The 16,149-nt window shown below is 56.3% G+C and carries 16 protein-coding genes; 12 read left to right on the top strand and 4 right to left on the bottom strand.

Annotation, left to right across the window (positions count from 1 at the left end; genetic code table 11):
• Positions 1–27 precede the first annotated feature (27 nt).
• Both ACL7TT_RS00260 and ACL7TT_RS00255 read right to left on the bottom strand, forming a co-directional pair.
• Positions 28–261 (bottom strand): BolA family protein, encoded by a 234-nt coding sequence (locus ACL7TT_RS00260; RefSeq protein ID WP_413392190.1) that lies wholly within the window; start codon positions 259–261, stop codon positions 28–30.
• Between the two features lie 86 nt (positions 262–347).
• Entirely contained in the window at positions 348–1,001 is a 654-nt protein-coding gene (locus tag ACL7TT_RS00255; protein ID WP_413392188.1) for an MlaC/ttg2D family ABC transporter substrate-binding protein, read from the bottom strand.
• Between the two features lie 592 nt (positions 1,002–1,593).
• Between ACL7TT_RS00255 and ACL7TT_RS00250 the strand changes: the two genes are divergently transcribed.
• The 12 genes from ACL7TT_RS00250 (at position 1,594) to yjgA (ending at position 10,999) form a co-directional block, all read left to right on the top strand.
• Positions 1,594–2,565 carry a KpsF/GutQ family sugar-phosphate isomerase gene (locus ACL7TT_RS00250; protein ID WP_413392186.1) on the top strand — a complete coding sequence of 324 codons (972 nt, stop codon included), beginning with the start codon at positions 1,594–1,596 and terminating at the stop codon, positions 2,563–2,565.
• Between the two features lie 50 nt (positions 2,566–2,615).
• Complete coding sequence (locus ACL7TT_RS00245; protein WP_413392185.1) at positions 2,616–3,155, top strand: KdsC family phosphatase; 540 nt, start codon at positions 2,616–2,618, stop codon at positions 3,153–3,155.
• Complete coding sequence (lptC, locus tag ACL7TT_RS00240; protein WP_413392184.1) at positions 3,155–3,724, top strand: LPS export ABC transporter periplasmic protein LptC; 570 nt, start codon at positions 3,155–3,157, stop codon at positions 3,722–3,724. Before ACL7TT_RS00245 ends, lptC begins: the two co-directional genes overlap by 1 nt.
• The gene (gene lptA, locus ACL7TT_RS00235; protein ID WP_413392182.1) at positions 3,711–4,256 is read left to right on the top strand and encodes a lipopolysaccharide transport periplasmic protein LptA; all 546 of its coding nucleotides are present in this window, start codon (positions 3,711–3,713) and stop codon (positions 4,254–4,256) included. The genes lptC and lptA overlap by 14 nt, the downstream gene beginning before the upstream one ends.
• Before the next feature lie 96 nt (positions 4,257–4,352).
• Positions 4,353–5,078, top strand: a complete 726-nt coding sequence (lptB, locus tag ACL7TT_RS00230) for an LPS export ABC transporter ATP-binding protein (RefSeq protein ID WP_413392180.1) — start codon at positions 4,353–4,355, stop codon at positions 5,076–5,078.
• 153 nt (positions 5,079–5,231) lie between these two features.
• Entirely contained in the window at positions 5,232–6,692 is a 1,461-nt protein-coding gene (locus tag ACL7TT_RS00225; protein ID WP_413392178.1) for an RNA polymerase factor sigma-54, read from the top strand.
• 251 nt (positions 6,693–6,943) lie between these two features.
• Positions 6,944–7,234 (top strand): ribosome hibernation-promoting factor, HPF/YfiA family, encoded by a 291-nt coding sequence (gene hpf, locus ACL7TT_RS00220; protein ID WP_413392176.1) that lies wholly within the window; start codon positions 6,944–6,946, stop codon positions 7,232–7,234.
• 3 nt (positions 7,235–7,237) lie between these two features.
• Entirely contained in the window at positions 7,238–7,699 is a 462-nt protein-coding gene (gene ptsN, locus ACL7TT_RS00215; RefSeq protein ID WP_413392174.1) for a PTS IIA-like nitrogen regulatory protein PtsN, read from the top strand.
• A gap of 96 nt (positions 7,700–7,795) precedes the next feature.
• Positions 7,796–8,656: an RNase adapter RapZ gene (gene rapZ / locus ACL7TT_RS00210; RefSeq protein WP_413392172.1), complete on the top strand. Its 861-nt coding sequence runs from the start codon at positions 7,796–7,798 to the stop codon at positions 8,654–8,656.
• 25 nt (positions 8,657–8,681) lie between these two features.
• Entirely contained in the window at positions 8,682–8,951 is a 270-nt protein-coding gene (locus tag ACL7TT_RS00205; protein WP_413392170.1) for an HPr family phosphocarrier protein, read from the top strand.
• Between the two features lie 105 nt (positions 8,952–9,056).
• Entirely contained in the window at positions 9,057–10,424 is a 1,368-nt protein-coding gene (mgtE, locus tag ACL7TT_RS00200) for a magnesium transporter (protein ID WP_413392169.1), read from the top strand.
• A 68-nt stretch (positions 10,425–10,492) separates the two neighbouring features.
• Positions 10,493–10,999 (top strand): ribosome biogenesis factor YjgA, encoded by a 507-nt coding sequence (yjgA, locus tag ACL7TT_RS00195; protein ID WP_413392168.1) that lies wholly within the window; start codon positions 10,493–10,495, stop codon positions 10,997–10,999.
• A 115-nt stretch (positions 11,000–11,114) separates the two neighbouring features.
• Here yjgA and msrB read toward each other — a convergent pair whose 3' ends face one another.
• Positions 11,115–11,648: a peptide-methionine (R)-S-oxide reductase MsrB gene (msrB, locus tag ACL7TT_RS00190; RefSeq protein WP_413392166.1), complete on the bottom strand. Its 534-nt coding sequence runs from the start codon at positions 11,646–11,648 to the stop codon at positions 11,115–11,117.
• 298 nt (positions 11,649–11,946) lie between these two features.
• Positions 11,947–16,113 carry a YhdP family protein gene (locus tag ACL7TT_RS00185; protein WP_413392164.1) on the bottom strand — a complete coding sequence of 1,389 codons (4,167 nt, stop codon included), beginning with the start codon at positions 16,111–16,113 and terminating at the stop codon, positions 11,947–11,949.
• Positions 16,114–16,149 lie beyond the last annotated feature (36 nt).

The raw sequence follows: 16,149 nt of genomic DNA, 5'->3' as shown, positions 1-16,149 counted from the left end.
GGACGCCGCGCGTTTCAAGGCGACAGGTTAGCGACCGGCTTCTTCCGGGGTCAGGGTCTGCATCTGAACGGCGTGCAAGGTGCCATCGGCAATCTTTTCGCTGAGCGCTGCATATACCAGCTGCTGCTTTTTTAAACGGGTGAGGCCTTCGAAGGCACTGCTCACCACGGTCACCACAAGGTGGCTACCTTCAAAGGCGACATTCACAGCACTCTCGGGGATATGCCCCTCAATCAGGGCTTTGATTTCATCAGGTTGCATAGGCGGATTTGAGTTGAAGTAAAAACGGTACGCAAGTGTACTTGATTCACGCAGGACACGCAGCAGAGCGCCCCGATGCCCGCCAGTTAGCTCACTTGATCGGCAACATCCTGCGCTGCGGACCAACTGGAAATCACCTTGTCGATATCGCCATGGGTCCGCATTGACTGGGCAAACTGACTGCGGAAGGTTTTACCCAGATTGACCCCGTTGAGAATGACATTGATTAGCTTCCACTGCCCGGCGCGATTGCGCACCAGGGTATAAGACACCTTGGTAATCCCCTCTTTACTGCGCACCTCCTGTAGGACATTGACCCGGTTTCTGGTGGGAACTGTTCCCGGATTCACCACTTTCACATCCAGATCACCAAAATTCGCCACTCCACGGGCAAATGTTGCCACCAGATCCCGACGGAACGTACTGGTAAAACGTGAGCGTTGGCTCGCCGTAGCCTGTTTGGCATAGCGCCCCATAACACCGATCGCAATAAAATCAAAATCCACAATTGGTATCAGTACATTCTCTACCGCGTTGTAATACCGCTGTGGGTCACTATTGGCATATGGCGCATTCGAGCGAATCACATTCAACAATTTTTGGGATACCCCTTCGATCACCACATAGGGGTTTTGAGCGGCCTTCGCTGCGGGGCTCAGCGCAGCTACCAAGAGTGCGCAGAGCGCATACTTCAGCCACTGTGACAAACCACGTCGCTCAATCCAAAATGATGTGTTCACAAAGGGTCTCCCGTTATCCAATTTTTCCTTGGACGCAAACAGCGTAAATAAGTGCCATATCGATATTGCCGTCCGGTGCCTCAGAAGAAGCGCTTTGACGTTCGTCCATTGAATGACAAAGCTGACAGCAGCGGCGGCAGACTATACCATGGCCGCGCCTGAAGGTGTGGGGGGTGTACTGGAATGTCATTTGACCACCCCTCCCGGTTGTCTGGCCGGTTTCCGTGCCAGAAACCCGCTAATAATATAGATTAGCACGACAACAGAAGAGCAGGAGAGGGGAAGCCGGCCAGCTGGGAATCGGTATCCAAAAACCGTACGATGCCGGTGGCAAAGACTGATAGGGCGATCACAAGATGGTCACTATACAATCTGGCAGTCCAACAGGTCTTCCACGATTGATTGGGTTGCCACTTTTTGAAAACTGTCGCAGCTAGGGGTGATGCAGGTATTTCCGGGGTTTTCACAGATCCCGGAGCAGTGGCGACATTTTCCTGTGCTGCATCGTTTCCGCAGCCTATCCGGCTGAAGGATTACTATTTGTACAGGCCTTGCGTAAAGTAGGTAAACGTTAAGTAACCAGAGGCATTCGATGACCCAGGATCTAATATTGCAGGCGGGACGCCGCACCGTTCGCATGGAAACAGAGGCCGTAGCCGGACTGGAAAAAAGAATCAATGGCGACTTCCAACGCGCCTGCGAGATGATCTTGCAGTGCCCTGGCCGCACCATCGTGACTGGCATGGGAAAATCCGGGCATATTGGCCGCAAGATGGCCGCAACCCTGGCCAGCACGGGTACGCCGAGTTTTTTCGTACACCCGGGCGAGGCCAGCCACGGGGATCTGGGAATGATTACCCGCGACGATCTGGTTGTCGCAATTTCCAACTCGGGCTCCTCGACAGAAGTGCTCACCCTGCTGCCGCTGCTGAAGCGGCTTGGCATCCCGATGATAAGCATGACTGGCAAGACCGACTCGCCTCTGGCACAGGCTGCCGAGGTCAATCTGGATATCTCGGTACAAACGGAGGCCTGCCCACTCAACCTGGCCCCAACGTCCTCTACAACCGTCACCCTCGTGATGGGTGATGCATTGGCAGTGGCCCTGCTTGAGGCCAGGGGGTTTACCGCCGAGGACTTTGCTTTTTCCCACCCTGGGGGAGCCCTGGGGCGACGCCTGCTACTCAAGGTTGAGGATGTGATGCACGCCGGGGAAGAGCTGCCCCGAGTGCACCCGGAAACCTTGTTGTCCAGGGCTCTCCTGGAAATGACCAGCAAGGGTTTTGGCATGACTACGGTTGTCGACCACAGCGGGGAATTACTGGGTGTATTCACCGATGGCGACCTGCGCCGCGTAATCGATCAGAAAGTGGCACTTGACAAGGCAACCATGGCGCAAGTGATGAGCCGACGACCGAAGACAGTTTCCGCCGAAACCCTGGCCGCGGAAGCGCTGCGCATTATGGAGGATTACAAAATCACCGCCCTTGTTGTGGAAGATGCAGCACATTTTCCGACCGGCGTATTACATATGCACGATATACTGCGCGCCGGCGTCATCTGAGATACACACACGTACACGGAGCGGAAAAATAACCTACAAGGAATATTCCGGTGACCCCAGAAGAACGATTAAATAACGCATTGAAAAGCATTCGCTGGCTGGTAATGGATGTGGACGGAGTCCTTACCGACGGCAAACTCTACTTCGACAACAGCGGTAATGAACTCAAAACCTTCAACTCCCTGGATGGACACGGTATAAAAATGCTGCAAAAATCCGGTGTGCATGTGGCCATTGTTACCGGCCGACGCAGCAGTGTGGTGGAGCGCCGCGCCCACGACCTTGGCGTCAGCAAATTGATCCAGGGTCGCGAGGACAAATTTGATGCCCTACAGGAGCTTTTGGCCGATGCACCCTGCCGGCTTGAGGATATCGCCTATATCGGCGACGACTATCCCGATCTTCTGGTCATGACGCGCGTTGGCTGCCCTATTGCCCCCCCTAATGCTGCTCAACCGGTACGCGAGCACGCCCTCTGGATCACGGATGCCTGCGGCGGTGAGGGAGCTGTGCGCGAAGCTTGTGATCGTATCATGCAGGCTCAGGGTACATTTGCTGCGGCGCTTGCCCCCTACCTTGGAGAAGAGTGATGCGCCGCACCTGGCTGCCATTGCTTATGGTGATACTGCTGATCAGTGCGGGGCTCTGGTTCTCTGAAAGTCCGCCAGAGCAGTTGCTGGGCATTCGTCCCACGCCCCAGCAGCAGGACCGTGCCGCCGAACTCATTATTCGCGACGCTAAGACCCGGCACTTTGATCAAGAGGGAAACCTGGCCTACCGGGTGGATGCCCAGCAGATTACCTACTACCAGTTCAAACCCCGTGACCGGGCCGACCTGACCGAGCCGCGCCTGCTCTTTTACGAGGATGACCAGCCAAAGTGGCACACCGAATCTCGGCGGGGTACGGCTTACAATCGCGGTGAACGGGTGGTTCTAGACGGAGAAGTGGTCATTGATGAACTACCCGCCCCAGGTGGTATCAAACTGGAAACACCCAGTATGACCATCCTGCCAGACAGGGAGTTCGCCGAAACCGACGAAGTTGTTAGTATCACCTCCGGCCCCAACCGCACTACCGGCAAGGGCATGCGCGCCTACCTGAATGAAGACCGGGTGGAAATCCTATCCGATGTTAAGAGCAGCTATGACACCAACTAATCTATTCCGTCACCTGTACAAGATTTCCACCGCTGCGACCCTGATATTCCTCACCGCAGCGGTCTATGCATTACCCGAGGACCGTGAGCAGCGCGTCAATATTAAATCCGACGCGATGAATGCCGCTTTGAGCAGCAACCTGGTCGTTTACAGCGATAACGTCATCATTACCCAAGGCTCCCTACAAATACGCGCAGATCGTGTCGAGGTCTACTTCACCCCCGACAAAGAGGTCCAACGCGTCATCGCTGAGGGAAAGCCCGCTCACTTCGAACAGAAGATCCTCGAAGGGGAAAACCCCGTCAAGGCGCGCGCCCGGCGCATTGAGTATTCTGTCAGCTCGGAAGAGCTTTATCTTACCGGCGAGGCCCTTGTAGACCGGGATGGTAATACTCTGGCAGCCGAAAAGATCAACTATGACCTCACCACCGAGCAAATGAGCGCCCGGGGGCAGACCGGCAAGGGCCGCGTGGAGATGATCTGGAAGCCGGAAAAGAAAGAGAGCCCTGACAACGGGAGGAGAGGCCAATAGATCCCGACCCGGGCCTGGATACAGCACCAAATAACTGCCAAACCTTTATCGGAGGGCACTCTGTGCCCACGGCAAGGAAAGATTTCGGAACACACTATGCCAACGCTCAAAGCGTTACACCTCGCCAAGCAATACAAGAAAAGAAAAGTCGTTCAGGATGTCTCCGTCAGCGTCACCAGTGGCCAGATAGTCGGCCTTCTGGGCCCCAATGGTGCCGGGAAAACCACCTGCTTTTACATGATCGCCGGCCTGGTCCGGGCCGATACCGGGCGGGTATTAATCGATGATGAAGACATCACCGGCCTCCCCATGCACGGTCGTGCACGCAAAGGGATCGGCTATTTGCCCCAGGAGGCCTCGGTATTCCGCCGCCTGTCAGTGCGCGACAATATTCTCGCCATCCTTGAGACCCGCAAGGACCTGCCCCGCTCTGAACGCCAGCGGCAGGCCCAGGCACTGCTCAAAGAGTTCAATATTGCCCATATCGAGCACAGCCTGGGTATGGCCCTATCCGGCGGGGAACGCCGCCGGGTGGAGATCGCCCGGGCACTCGCCACAAACCCCAGGTTCGTCTTGCTGGACGAACCCTTCGCCGGGGTGGACCCGATCTCGGTCAACGATATCAAAGACATTGTTCGCCACCTGCGCGATAGGGGCATCGGTGTCCTGATCACCGACCACAATGTGCGCGAAACCCTCGATATCTGTGAAACCGCCTATATCGTCAGCGAAGGCCATATTATCGCCGCCGGCACCCCGGACGAGATACTCGTCAACCAGCAGGTACGTGAGGTCTATTTGGGACACGAATTTACCATCTAGAGAAAAGCTGCCACTTTTACGATCGAATCCCGCGTATGGCAGGATTTATAGGCACGTTTATTGCTTGTGTTATCCTGGGAAGCGGGGTAGTCTGCGCCATTTCGGGTAACTTTTGCTGAATACCGGCCACCTCGGTTTGTAGCGCCCCCAAATATGAAGCAGTCTCTTCAGCTTAAACTCGGCACCCAGTTGACCATGACTCCGCAGTTGCAGCAGGCAATACGCCTATTGCAACTGTCGACCCTGGACCTGCAACAGGAAATCCAGGCCGCTCTGGACGGCAATCCAATGCTGGAGGTCGAGGCTGACGAGGCCCTTTCAACAGTCAGCGTCGCAGAAAGTAACACCCAACAGGAGCGAACAGCTGACTCAGAGAGCGCAATCGCCCCCTCCAGTGGTGAGCACGAAATCGGTGAAGACAACTGGAGCCAGAATATTCCCGACGAGTTACCACTGGACTCCCGCTGGGATGACATCTACGGCAACTACAGTAGTGGCGTCGACGGTGACAAAGTAGATATTGAGCACAATGCCGCAGGAAGCAGTTTACAGGATCATCTGCACTGGCAGCTCAACCTCACCACACTATCCCGACACGACAAGCTGATTGGCGAAAACCTGATTGATGCGATCAAGCCCTGCGGAATGCTGGGCACTTCCATTGCACAGATCACAGCCTCACTCCATGCTGATGAGGACGAGGTCCTCGCCGTGCTCAAAGCGATCCAACAGTTTGAGCCCACTGGCTGCGGCGCGCGCAACCTGCAGGAATGCCTGCTGCTGCAGTTGCAGCATTTTCCAGCCGCTACGCCCTGGCTTCAAAAGGCCAAGGACATTATCGAACGCCATCTCGAACTGCTCGGCAAACGGGACTTCCGCCAACTGAGCCGGCGCACAAACCTCAGTGAAGCCCAGTTGGGCGCGGTGATTCGCCTGATCCAAACCCTAAACCCCACCCCCGGGGAGCGCTATGGCAGAGAGGAGACCGCCTATGTCATTCCCGACATCCTTGTTACCCGCAAAGGGCCGCGCTGGCAGGTCGACTTGAATGGGGAGATCACCCCGAAAATCCGTATTAACAATCACTATGCCGCCCTGGTCAGACGTGCAGACAATTCCACAGAAAACAGCTTCCTGCGCGACCATCTCCAGGAGGCGCGCTGGTTTTTGAAGAGCCTGCAGAGCCGCCACGAGACCCTGCTCAAGGTGGCGACCTGTATTGTTGAGAAACAGCGGGCATTTCTCGAAGAAGGCCCCGAGGCCATGAGGCCGATGGTACTGGCAGATATTGCCAAAGCCATCGGCATGCATGAATCCACCATCTCCAGAGTCACCACGCAGAAGTACATGCTGACTCCCCGGGGTGTATTCGAGCTCAAATACTTCTTCTCAAGCCATGTCAGCACCGATTCCGGCGAGGACGCCTCGTCAACAGCCATTCGCGCATTGATTCGCAAACTGATCGATACGGAAACCCCGCGCAAGCCCCTTTCCGACAATAAAATCGCCCAGAAACTCGACAAGCAGGGAATCAAAGTGGCACGCCGCACAGTAGCAAAATACCGGGAATCCATGGGAATCCCCTCTTCCAGTGAGCGCAAACGCCTGACCTGACCTGCTACCACCCGCTCTTAACGGCAATGCTGCCCGTTGCCGGACCTATCACAATGCCAAACCCGCCCCGATTGTTTATATGACTTAAGGATTTCATGCAGTCACAAACTGATTGGCGTCCTGTCTGTTCAATCCCCAACCGAAACCCAAACTTTGAGTGTATCCTTCCATTCTGACCCACTTCCTAGTAGGGTTGCGGCCCGAAAGGTAGCCGCATGCCGGTAGGCGATGCACTCGGTAAGGAGAAATCCATGCAGATCAACATTAGTGGTCACCACGTCGATATCACCCCGCCCATGCGCAGCTACTGCGAAAACAAACTGGAAAAGCTGTCCCGACACTACGGCAAAATAACTAACGCCCAAGTTATCCTATCCGTTGAAAAACTGATCCAGAAAGCTGAAGCCCGGGTACATATCAATGGTCATGATCTCTGCGCCGGCTCAGAGGATAGCGACATGTACGCGGCCATTGATGCACTCACGGACAAACTGGATCGCCAACTCAAAAAGCACAAAGAGAAGTTGCAAAACCACCGCTGAATTATGACACTCGAAGCATTACTTTCACCCCGCCTCAGCCTTTGCCATCTGGCCGGGAGCAGCAAAAAGAAGTTACTGCTCAATATTGCCCAGGCGATCGCCGAACAATATCCACAACATGACGCCGATACCATCTTCAATCAGTTGATTGCCCGCGAGCGCCTGGGTTCCACCGGTATCGGGGATGGTGTCGCCATACCACACTGTCGCCTGCCTGGTTGCAGACATCCCATTGGGGTACTCTGCACCGTCAAACCTGCAGTAGATTTTGACGCTACAGATCGCCAATCCGTGGATTTACTGTTTGCCCTGCTGGTCCCCGAGGATGCAGAGCAACAACACCTTGAGACTCTCGCGGAAATCGCCGCTCTGTTTTCCGACAATCTGGTGAGGGATAAGTTAAGGCAGGCGAAAACCAGCGATGAACTCTATGCGCTGGCCATAGATAGCGCCGCCGCCGCCTGAACTGAACGCTAAACTTCAGCGCAAGTAACCCAACATCGGCGAAGCAATGATTCCGGTTTACAACCTCAGTGTGTCGACCTCACAAGGGGATACCCCATGCGCCTGGTGATTATCAGTGGCCGCTCCGGCTCCGGTAAAAGCTCCGCTCTTCAGTTGCTGGAGGACGTGGGATTTAACTGTATCGATAACCTGCCAGCCAGTCTGCTTCCCGAACTGGTCAAATGGGCAGGGGGCCAGCCGCCACAGGAAAATACCCGTTTGGGCCTGGGTATTGATGCCCGCAACCTGTGGCAGGATATCAAACAGGCGCCTCAGGTGATTGAATCCCTGCGTGCAAATGAAGTGCAGTGCGATGTGATCTATCTGGATGCGCGCGAGCCGATACTGGTGCAACGTTTCAGTGAAACCCGTCGCAAACATCCCCTTAGTAATAACTGCACCCATCTGCTCGAAGCGCTCAATCAGGAGAGGGAACTGCTCTCCCCCATCGCAGCCATGGCAGATATAGTGATCGACACAAGCAGCCTGAGCCTGCACGACCTGCGTGAATTGATAAAAAACCGCGTGGTGGGTAAACAGTCTGAGGGCATGGCCATTCTGTTCCAGTCATTTGGCTTCAAATACGGGGTACCGGTGGACGCGGATCTGGTATTCGACCTGCGCTGTCTGCCCAACCCCTATTGGGAGCCGGCCCTGAGAGAAAAAACCGGCCGGGACCCTGAGGTGATACAGTTTCTGCGCGCCCACCCAGAAACCGATAAGATGGAGGCCGATATCACCCGGTTCCTGCAACAGTGGCTGCCTTCCTACCAGAAAAGCAATCGTAGCTACACCTGTATCTCCATTGGCTGTACCGGCGGACGCCACCGCTCTGTGTATATGGTGGAACAATTGGCCAAAACCTTCTCACCGCAGTTCGACAGCTTGCAGATCCGCCATCGCGAGCAGCGGAGATAGCCACCCCAGTGCGTGAAAGCCCCCTATGCAAAAACAGCACCTCACCATTATCAACAAGCTTGGCTTGCACGCTCGCGCAGCCAGCAAACTTGCACAGGCTTCAGCGCGCTTTTCCTCCGATATCAAGGTGCACTGCCAGGGCAAGTCCGTCAATGCCAAAAGTGTGATGGCGCTGATGCTGCTGGCAGCGGGCAAGGGTACCGAGTTGGAACTGGAAATTAACGGCCCCGATGAAGATGAAGCGCTCAGCGCCATCTGCACTCTGATATCGGACCGCTTTGGCGAAGCCGAGTAGACTGCAAAGGCAGGCGGCTGGCTTGAGTCCCTCGAAGCACATAAAATCGCCACAGCTTTATCGCGGCGGCTGCCGCCTTCCCAACCACCGCAGTAAGGATTCGTTGTGTCCAGCCCACCCCAAGCCGAAATCAAGTTCCGTGCCCAAAACCAGCTGAGCACGCTGTTTGCCGCGCTCGATAGCGGCACAGGGCAGGAAGTACGGCGCATGCTCAAAACTCTGACACCCCAGAGCATCGCACAACTGCTGGAGAGTTCTCCCCCCCGCATCCGCCAGGTTCTGTGGGGCCTTATCGACCGGGATATCGAAGGTGAGGTGCTGCAGGAGCTCAGCGACGAGGTGCGCAGCCAAATCCTTAACACCATGGATACCGAGGAGATGGTGGAGATCATGGAGGGGTTGGATGCGGACGATATCGCCGACATCCTCCAGCAACTTCCCGAGCGCATCGTCGCAGAAGTACTCTCATCCATGAGCGAGACAGACCGCCTGCGGGTGGAGAGTGTGCTCGCCTACGATGAGAATACCGCCGGTGGCCTGATGGACACCAATACCATTTCCGTGCGCCCCAACCTGAGTCTGGATGTCGTCCTGCGCTACCTGCGCCGCCACGAACAACTGCCGGAATCCACGGACAGCCTGTTCGTGGTAAACCGCAAAGGGGAATATATCGGTCTGCTGCCCCTGTCAAAACTGCTTACTACAGATCCTTCAGTCACGGTGCGCGAGGTGGTCAATACCGATGTGGAACCCATCCCCGCGGACATGCCCGATACCGAAGTGGCCCGATTGTTTGAGAAATACGACTGGATCACGGCCCCGGTGGTAGATGAAGATAAACGCCTGCTGGGGCGTATCACCATTGACGACGTGGTGGATGTGATTCGCGAGGACGCCGATCACTCGCTGATGAGTCTCGCCGGCCTGGATGAGGAGGAGGACACCTTTGCCCCCGTACGACGCACCGCCCGCAGGCGCGCCCTGTGGCTGGGTATCAATCTGCTTACCGCCCTTCTCGCCTCCTGGGTGATCAGCCTGTTTCAGAATACCCTGGAGAAGGTGGTGGCCCTGGCTGTACTGATGCCCATCGTCGCCAGCATGGGCGGTGTGGCCGGCAGCCAGACACTCACCGTGGTTATCCGGGGCATGGCACTTGGGCAAATCGGTAAAAGCAATCTGAATTGGCTGCTCTCCCGGGAATTGGGTTCGGCCGCCCTGAATGCCCTGCTCTGGTCTCTGGTCATTGGACTGATTGCGGCCCTGTGGTTTGGCGACATACACATCGCCCTGATCCTTGTCGCAGCAATGGTGATCAATCTGATCACAGCAGCCCTGGCTGGAGCCATACTTCCAGTAGTACTGCGCGCCATACACATTGATCCAGCCCTCGCTGGCGGCGTGGCCCTGACAACTGTGACAGATGTTGTGGGTTTTATGTCCTTTCTCGGGCTCGCCACCTGGTACTTTGGCTAAATGAACAAACACCACCAGAGGCTGAGCAGAGCCGGGGTAGCCTCCGAAATAAACACACGGAATCCACAATGACCGAGTACGACGACCTGTCGAAGAGCAAAACCCAGATCAAGAAGGAAATGCACGAGCTGCAACGCCTGGGAGAACAGTTGACTGAACTCTCCAAGGCCCGCTTGGCCAAAGTGCCAATGGGTGAAACTCTGCGGGAAGCAATCATGACCTTCGCCCGCATCAAATCCAATGAAGCCCGCCGCCGCCAGATGCAGTACATCGGAAAATTAATGCGCAGTGCTGACCACCAAGCCATAAGCGCTGTTCTGAACAGGTTCAAGGAGCGGGACCAACGGCATCTGCCCTTCGAAAAAATGGCCGAGGACTGGCGCAATCGCCTCCTTGGAGAGGGCACCGGTACCCAGGGGGATTTTTTTAATCAGTATCCAGACGTGGACCACCAGCAATTGCGCCAACTGCTGCGGGACGCCAGCCGTGAGATTAAAAACGGCAAGCCCCCCACCAACCAACGCAAGTTGTTTCGCTATCTGCGGGATTTCTTTTCGCAAAAAGCCCAGGATTAGTCCGGGTATGGATACCGGGATGATCGGGCCTGAGTCGACACAGACCTTTGCGGATAAAAGATAGCGCTTTACCGGGCCAGGCAACGATTGCCAACCAGTCCCGCAGAAATCGGCACTACAGCTTTCTTTCAGCGGCCGGCTCGAAATCCAGTGCCAGGGAGTTCAGGCAATATCGCAGATTGGTCGGTGCGGGGCCGTCCTTAAAGAGATGCCCCAGGTGTTCACCACATTTGGACAATACTTCGGTGCGCCTCAAGCCCCAGCTGAAGTCATCTTTCAGAACAATATTTTCCGGGTAGGCCACATCCCAAAAACTGGGCCAACCTGTACCGGATTTATACTTTTGTGCCGAACTGAACACCGGCAGGCGACAACCGGCAGTGACATAAACCCCCTCTTCGTTGTTGTAGAGTAATTTACCACTAAACGCCCGCTCCGTATCTTTCTCCCAAAGCACCTTGTACCGGTCTTTCGGCAATAGTTGCTTCCAAACAGATTTTGGTATCTGCTCCAAATCTTTGCCTTCGCTGATGCGCACCTTGGCCTCATCCACTGTCATGGCCTGGGTTTGCCGCACATCGGCCTCAGAACAGGCTGAAACCGCCAGAACGGCAACCAGTAGTGGACCAAGTACTCGGGACTTCTCCATCGCGGAAACTCCTCTCTTCAATGTTTAGTCATTACCCCAGAGTTAGAGTGTGGCAGATGGTGCCAGTTCAATGGAAATACTGGCAGCCAATATCGGCGGGGGTTTCCCTGGCTGTTTCCCAAGGGGAGGCATACGGCATCGGGCAGTGCCCCTGTTGGCTGCAGGTTAGGGCAACCCATTGAAATGATAAAACCCCGACCAGTCGTGCAAGAGCGGCTATGCGCCCAGCCGAGGAAATTGCAACAGGTTACCGGGTGAACAAGGTGTCACGGAGCAATTACCGGCCGCCGCTGCCAGCTTACTCTTCTGGTGGAAGATTCTGTGGCTGCCCGGAGGTCACGTCCTCACGCTTGGCGCCATCGCCACCAAAGAGTCTGTCAAAACGAATTTGCGGCCCGGCCCAGTCACCGCTGATGCGATAACTGACACTGGCCATTTTATTGACCTGCTTCTTAAATGCTTTACTGATCAGGTAGACCCCCGCAGCGGCGGGAAGACCGCCGGCCAAAGCGGCCACCAGAGCGAGATTGTTGCCCACTGGCAGCGTTGCCACCAGGGTGAGATCCAGATCCTCTCTCAGTAAATTGACCCTGCCCGCCATCTGCAGCTCACTGGTGGGCCCCTCCACCTGAATCGGCACTGCGATCAACAACTGGCCATCCCCCTCGAAAACCACTTCACCGCGCACCCGGTCAAAGGCCATACCACTTTTGTAGAGGTCGGAGAAGTCCAGTCGCAAACGGCGCGCCCAGGTGTCAAAGTTAAACAGAGACAACAGACGCAACACCGTGGAGCCCGCTGTGCCTGTGGAACGCAGGAAGCGGCCGTCTCTGATGTCGATTTTTAATGCCCCTGAGAGCAGACTGCCCTTCACCTGGGCCGGCGAGCCATCCCAGCGCAAGGCGGTATCGAAGCTGGCGGATTTACTTTCGATCAGGGGCTGGTGTCCCATGGAGCGCTGGATATCGGCGAGATCATCGGCAACCAGGCGACCGATAAACTGGGAAGAGCTGTTGCCCTCAACATCGCGCATCCACATCAGCTGAGCGCCAAGGCGTGCCTCCCCGGTGCCGCGCCCCTCCAGGCGGAAGCCGCGTACCGCACCGCGAATATCACTCAATACGAGACGGTCCGATGAGGGCCGCACCTGAAAGGACCAGCGCCCCAGCGACTCATCCCCCAGTTGCAGGTTCTCTGTACTGAAGTCGATGGCCGGCAAACTGTCGAAATCAAAATCCCCCCAGGGATCCTCTCTCTTTGCAAAGAAGGGGTTCAGGGCAGGCGGACTACTATTGGTAAATTCCTCTTCTTTTTTCTTCGGGGCTGGTAACCGCAAATGGGCCAACTGTAAGCGCAGCGGCACCTCGTCACCCAGCACCCCGGAAACATTGCCCGCCGCCATTTCACTGTCGAAATCCAACTGCCATTTGGTGCCAACACTTTGCCCAGTGATATGGATATGTTCAATATCAACCGCGCCCAGCTGCAGGCGGTCAGTGCTGAGATCCAGGCTAACCGGTAGCGATGTGGGCGTATTTTTTACAACAGCGCCGCCGTCATGGACGGCACATTTCGGACTCTGGTCAGATATACAGTTTGCACTCACTGCCCCAGCCAGATCAGATGAGGTGACCCCATCCTTGAAATAGACATCCAACCGCTTTTGCCAGCGCGGCAAATCGATACTGGATATATCTCCAGTGACTACCAGCCCCCGCTGTGCGGGTAGTTCTGCCTCGGCGTTCAGAGCGATAGCAGCGCGGTCCAGAACGCCCTTCACCACCCAGAACTGCCCCTGCAGGTGCTCACCATAATCCAGGTGGAACAGGCTGCCCTGCGCGCCAATCGGTGCGCGCAGTACGAAATTTGTCTCGTCCTGGGCCGCTTTTCCCAGCGGCTCCGGCAGGTTGACCGCCACACCGGCCAGGTTGGATGTCAGCTCGAAAACCGCAGCGTATGGCGCGCCCTTTTCTTTAGCGGGAATAGTGACCAATGCCTGGTAATCCAGGACACCATCCAGCCAATGCAGCTCCGGCCGTCTGCCCCAGGCGGTGATAGACTCAGCGGTAGCGCTTCCATCCACAACAATCTGGGTATCGCGCAAATTCCCCTCGCCAAAATGGCGGATATGTGCCGCGACCGGCCGTCCCCAGAGTTTTCCATCCAGCCGTGTGCCGACGAGCCCGTTACCGCTGTCATAGACGATATCCCCGTTCAACGCTTTGGTGTGCAGTCGCAGGTCTTGCATCTGCAGCTCCCCATTGTGCAATCGCAATTCAACCCGCTGACTGGGAGACAGGGCACCGTCTCCAAGGGGCTGGGACAGGCTGATCCCCCCTTTGAGATCACCCGTCATTTTCCAGTCATCAAAGGCACTGCCCAATTGTTGGCGCAGTGGCGATTCCCGCAACAGGCGCAAGCCATCAGCAGCAGGGCCCGATAACTGGGCCTTAACATCCAACTGGGAACCTTTATCAGGCAGTGGTGTGACCCCTACAAGAATGTCACTGGCATCGATACCCCAAAGTTTGGCCCGGTTGGCATTGACCAGTACGATGCTGTCATTGACCAGCAGGCGACCCTCTGCGCCCCTCACAGAGGGCCAGTCGTGTGCATATTTCAGGTTGCCATCGGCAAAGTCTGCCATCAGTTGCACAGTCTGGCGCTTGTTATGCGTCCCCAGTGCCCTCAGGGCATCCCTTTTACCTTCTTTTGGATAGCTGCTGCCACGGTAGATAAATGCGGCACTCTCCACGCGTCCCGGATTGTTCGTACCCAAGCCCTTAATTAACCAGTTGCGCAGATCTTCACTGACCGTCTTGGGCACCAACTGTTCCTGTGCCGTGACGGGCGCATCGCGCAGCGACAGGGCCAGAACAAAATCCGTTGCGCGGCTTTGCGGGTGAAAGGGCAGTGTCAGCAAAAACTGCCCCTTGACCTCACCCAGAACACTGTCCAGCTGCAGAGGCCCCGAAAGCACGCTGACCTCGTTCGCTTCCTTTTCCACAGCCCAAGCCACAGTGCCGCTGGCGCGCTCGAAAGAGAAAGCGCTGGCGTACAAAGTGGGAAAATCGACCCCCAGTGTAGTGCCATCCAGTTCCACCCGGCCGTCAGCACCATCAAGTTCCAGATAGCCACTCAGATCAGACACCGCAGGGGCGCCCCGGAATGCCCGGGTACTGATATCCTGCAGGTTGGCGCTCAGGCGAACGGAACCTCCTGTGCCCTGCACAAGTTGCACCCGGCGCAGCTGGCCACTGGGCTCCAGAGCACGCAGCCAGTCATCGGCCGCGCCATCCAGAAGATCCAGCCGCTTGACGATTTCGCGCCAGCCACCCAGTTCAATCACATCTGCCGCCAGGGCCAACCCCTGTCGGTCACTGCGCACCTGCAGGTTGAGAGGCGGCATCTGCAGGTTCTGCCATTCGATCTGTATATCCTGCAGGGTCAACTGCCAGTGTTTGCCGGGCAGCCAGCGCCCGGATATATCCCCGGAAAAGGTCCGCAGTGGAGCCATAATCCGGTCAGTATCGGCCACAGTCCCCTGTTTCGCTCCCAGCGCTTTTTCCAGGTTTTCCACCTGGGCAAGATCCACACGCCCCAACAGACGATACCCATTGTCAGCATCTTTCTGCAGCCACAGGCGCCCGTCCGCCCACTTGCGGCCGCGCCAGTGGAAGCGATCCGGCAATGGTGTGAGTTCATGCAGGAGCGTGACGATATCGTCATCAATCAGCAGCTCGTTCAACTGCAAATAACCGCGCAGAGAGAAATGCTGTTTTTCACGGGGATTACCGCGCCCCTCAAGAACCAACCGTAATGTCTCCGAATCAATCCGCTTGTCCTCGCCCTCGCGGGAGATAAAAGCGCGGGCGATAAGGCGGCGGAAGTCACCCTGATGCTCCAGTTGGATCTGGGGCAGATTGATCTCGGCCAATTGGCTATCCGGGAGTTGTACGGTAATCGCCGCATCGCGTATCTGGATTTTGGGACTGAGTTGAAAAATACGCGCAGGGTCTGTGGCACTCGGGTCTGTTGTGAGATTGCCACCGGGTTTTAGGGAAATCCCCGGAAAGCCGTTGAGGCGCCACTCCCCCTGTTTATCGCGACTGAGACCAGCCGCGAAGGTGTGTATCTGCAGGTCTTTCCACACCAGCTCCCGGTTCCACAAAGTGGCGAGCAAATCCAGTTGGAAGAGACCACGCCCCATACGCAGCTCTCCATTGTTGCCAAGGCGCAATCCATCCAACCGCAAAGCGACTTCCAGGGCCTCCCAGCGCAGAGAGATACGCTCCATATACACCGGTACACCTAGGCGATTGGAAAGCCAGTGACTGATTTGCGGTCGGTAGTTTTCCACCTGAGGGGACAACAGGCGTCCGGTTTGCACAATGATTGCCAGGACGATCACCAGGCTGACGATTAACAGCCAGAACTTTCTCGCTAGCCAACGCAGGGCAGCCATCAACAATGACTCCCCAGCATCGGGCAGCGGTAAGCG

Source organism: Microbulbifer jejuensis, assembly GCF_047289955.1.
Taxonomy (GTDB): Bacteria; Pseudomonadota; Gammaproteobacteria; order Pseudomonadales; family Cellvibrionaceae; genus Microbulbifer.
The sequence above is the reverse complement of the archived record's forward strand: the minus strand, read 5'-3'. Positions and strand labels throughout refer to the sequence as shown.

What these genes read in the sequence shown, in the direction of transcription:
- ACL7TT_RS00205 (WP_413392170.1), top strand. Translation starts at nt 8,682, where the DNA reads ATGCAAAAACAGCACCTCACCATTATCAACAAGCTTGGCTTGCACGCT.
- ACL7TT_RS00185 (WP_413392164.1), bottom strand. Translation starts at nt 16,113, where the DNA reads ATGGCTGCCCTGCGTTGGCTAGCGAGAAAGTTCTGGCTGTTAATCGTC.
- hpf (WP_413392176.1), top strand. Translation starts at nt 6,944, where the DNA reads ATGCAGATCAACATTAGTGGTCACCACGTCGATATCACCCCGCCCATG.
- ptsN (WP_413392174.1), top strand. Translation starts at nt 7,238, where the DNA reads ATGACACTCGAAGCATTACTTTCACCCCGCCTCAGCCTTTGCCATCTG.
- lptA (WP_413392182.1), top strand. Translation starts at nt 3,711, where the DNA reads ATGACACCAACTAATCTATTCCGTCACCTGTACAAGATTTCCACCGCT.
- ACL7TT_RS00250 (WP_413392186.1), top strand. Translation starts at nt 1,594, where the DNA reads ATGACCCAGGATCTAATATTGCAGGCGGGACGCCGCACCGTTCGCATG.
- ACL7TT_RS00225 (WP_413392178.1), top strand. Translation starts at nt 5,232, where the DNA reads ATGAAGCAGTCTCTTCAGCTTAAACTCGGCACCCAGTTGACCATGACT.
- yjgA (WP_413392168.1), top strand. Translation starts at nt 10,493, where the DNA reads ATGACCGAGTACGACGACCTGTCGAAGAGCAAAACCCAGATCAAGAAG.
- ACL7TT_RS00260 (WP_413392190.1), bottom strand. Translation starts at nt 261, where the DNA reads ATGCAACCTGATGAAATCAAAGCCCTGATTGAGGGGCATATCCCCGAG.
- msrB (WP_413392166.1), bottom strand. Translation starts at nt 11,648, where the DNA reads ATGGAGAAGTCCCGAGTACTTGGTCCACTACTGGTTGCCGTTCTGGCG.
- lptC (WP_413392184.1), top strand. Translation starts at nt 3,155, where the DNA reads ATGCGCCGCACCTGGCTGCCATTGCTTATGGTGATACTGCTGATCAGT.
- rapZ (WP_413392172.1), top strand. Translation starts at nt 7,796, where the DNA reads ATGCGCCTGGTGATTATCAGTGGCCGCTCCGGCTCCGGTAAAAGCTCC.
- lptB (WP_413392180.1), top strand. Translation starts at nt 4,353, where the DNA reads ATGCCAACGCTCAAAGCGTTACACCTCGCCAAGCAATACAAGAAAAGA.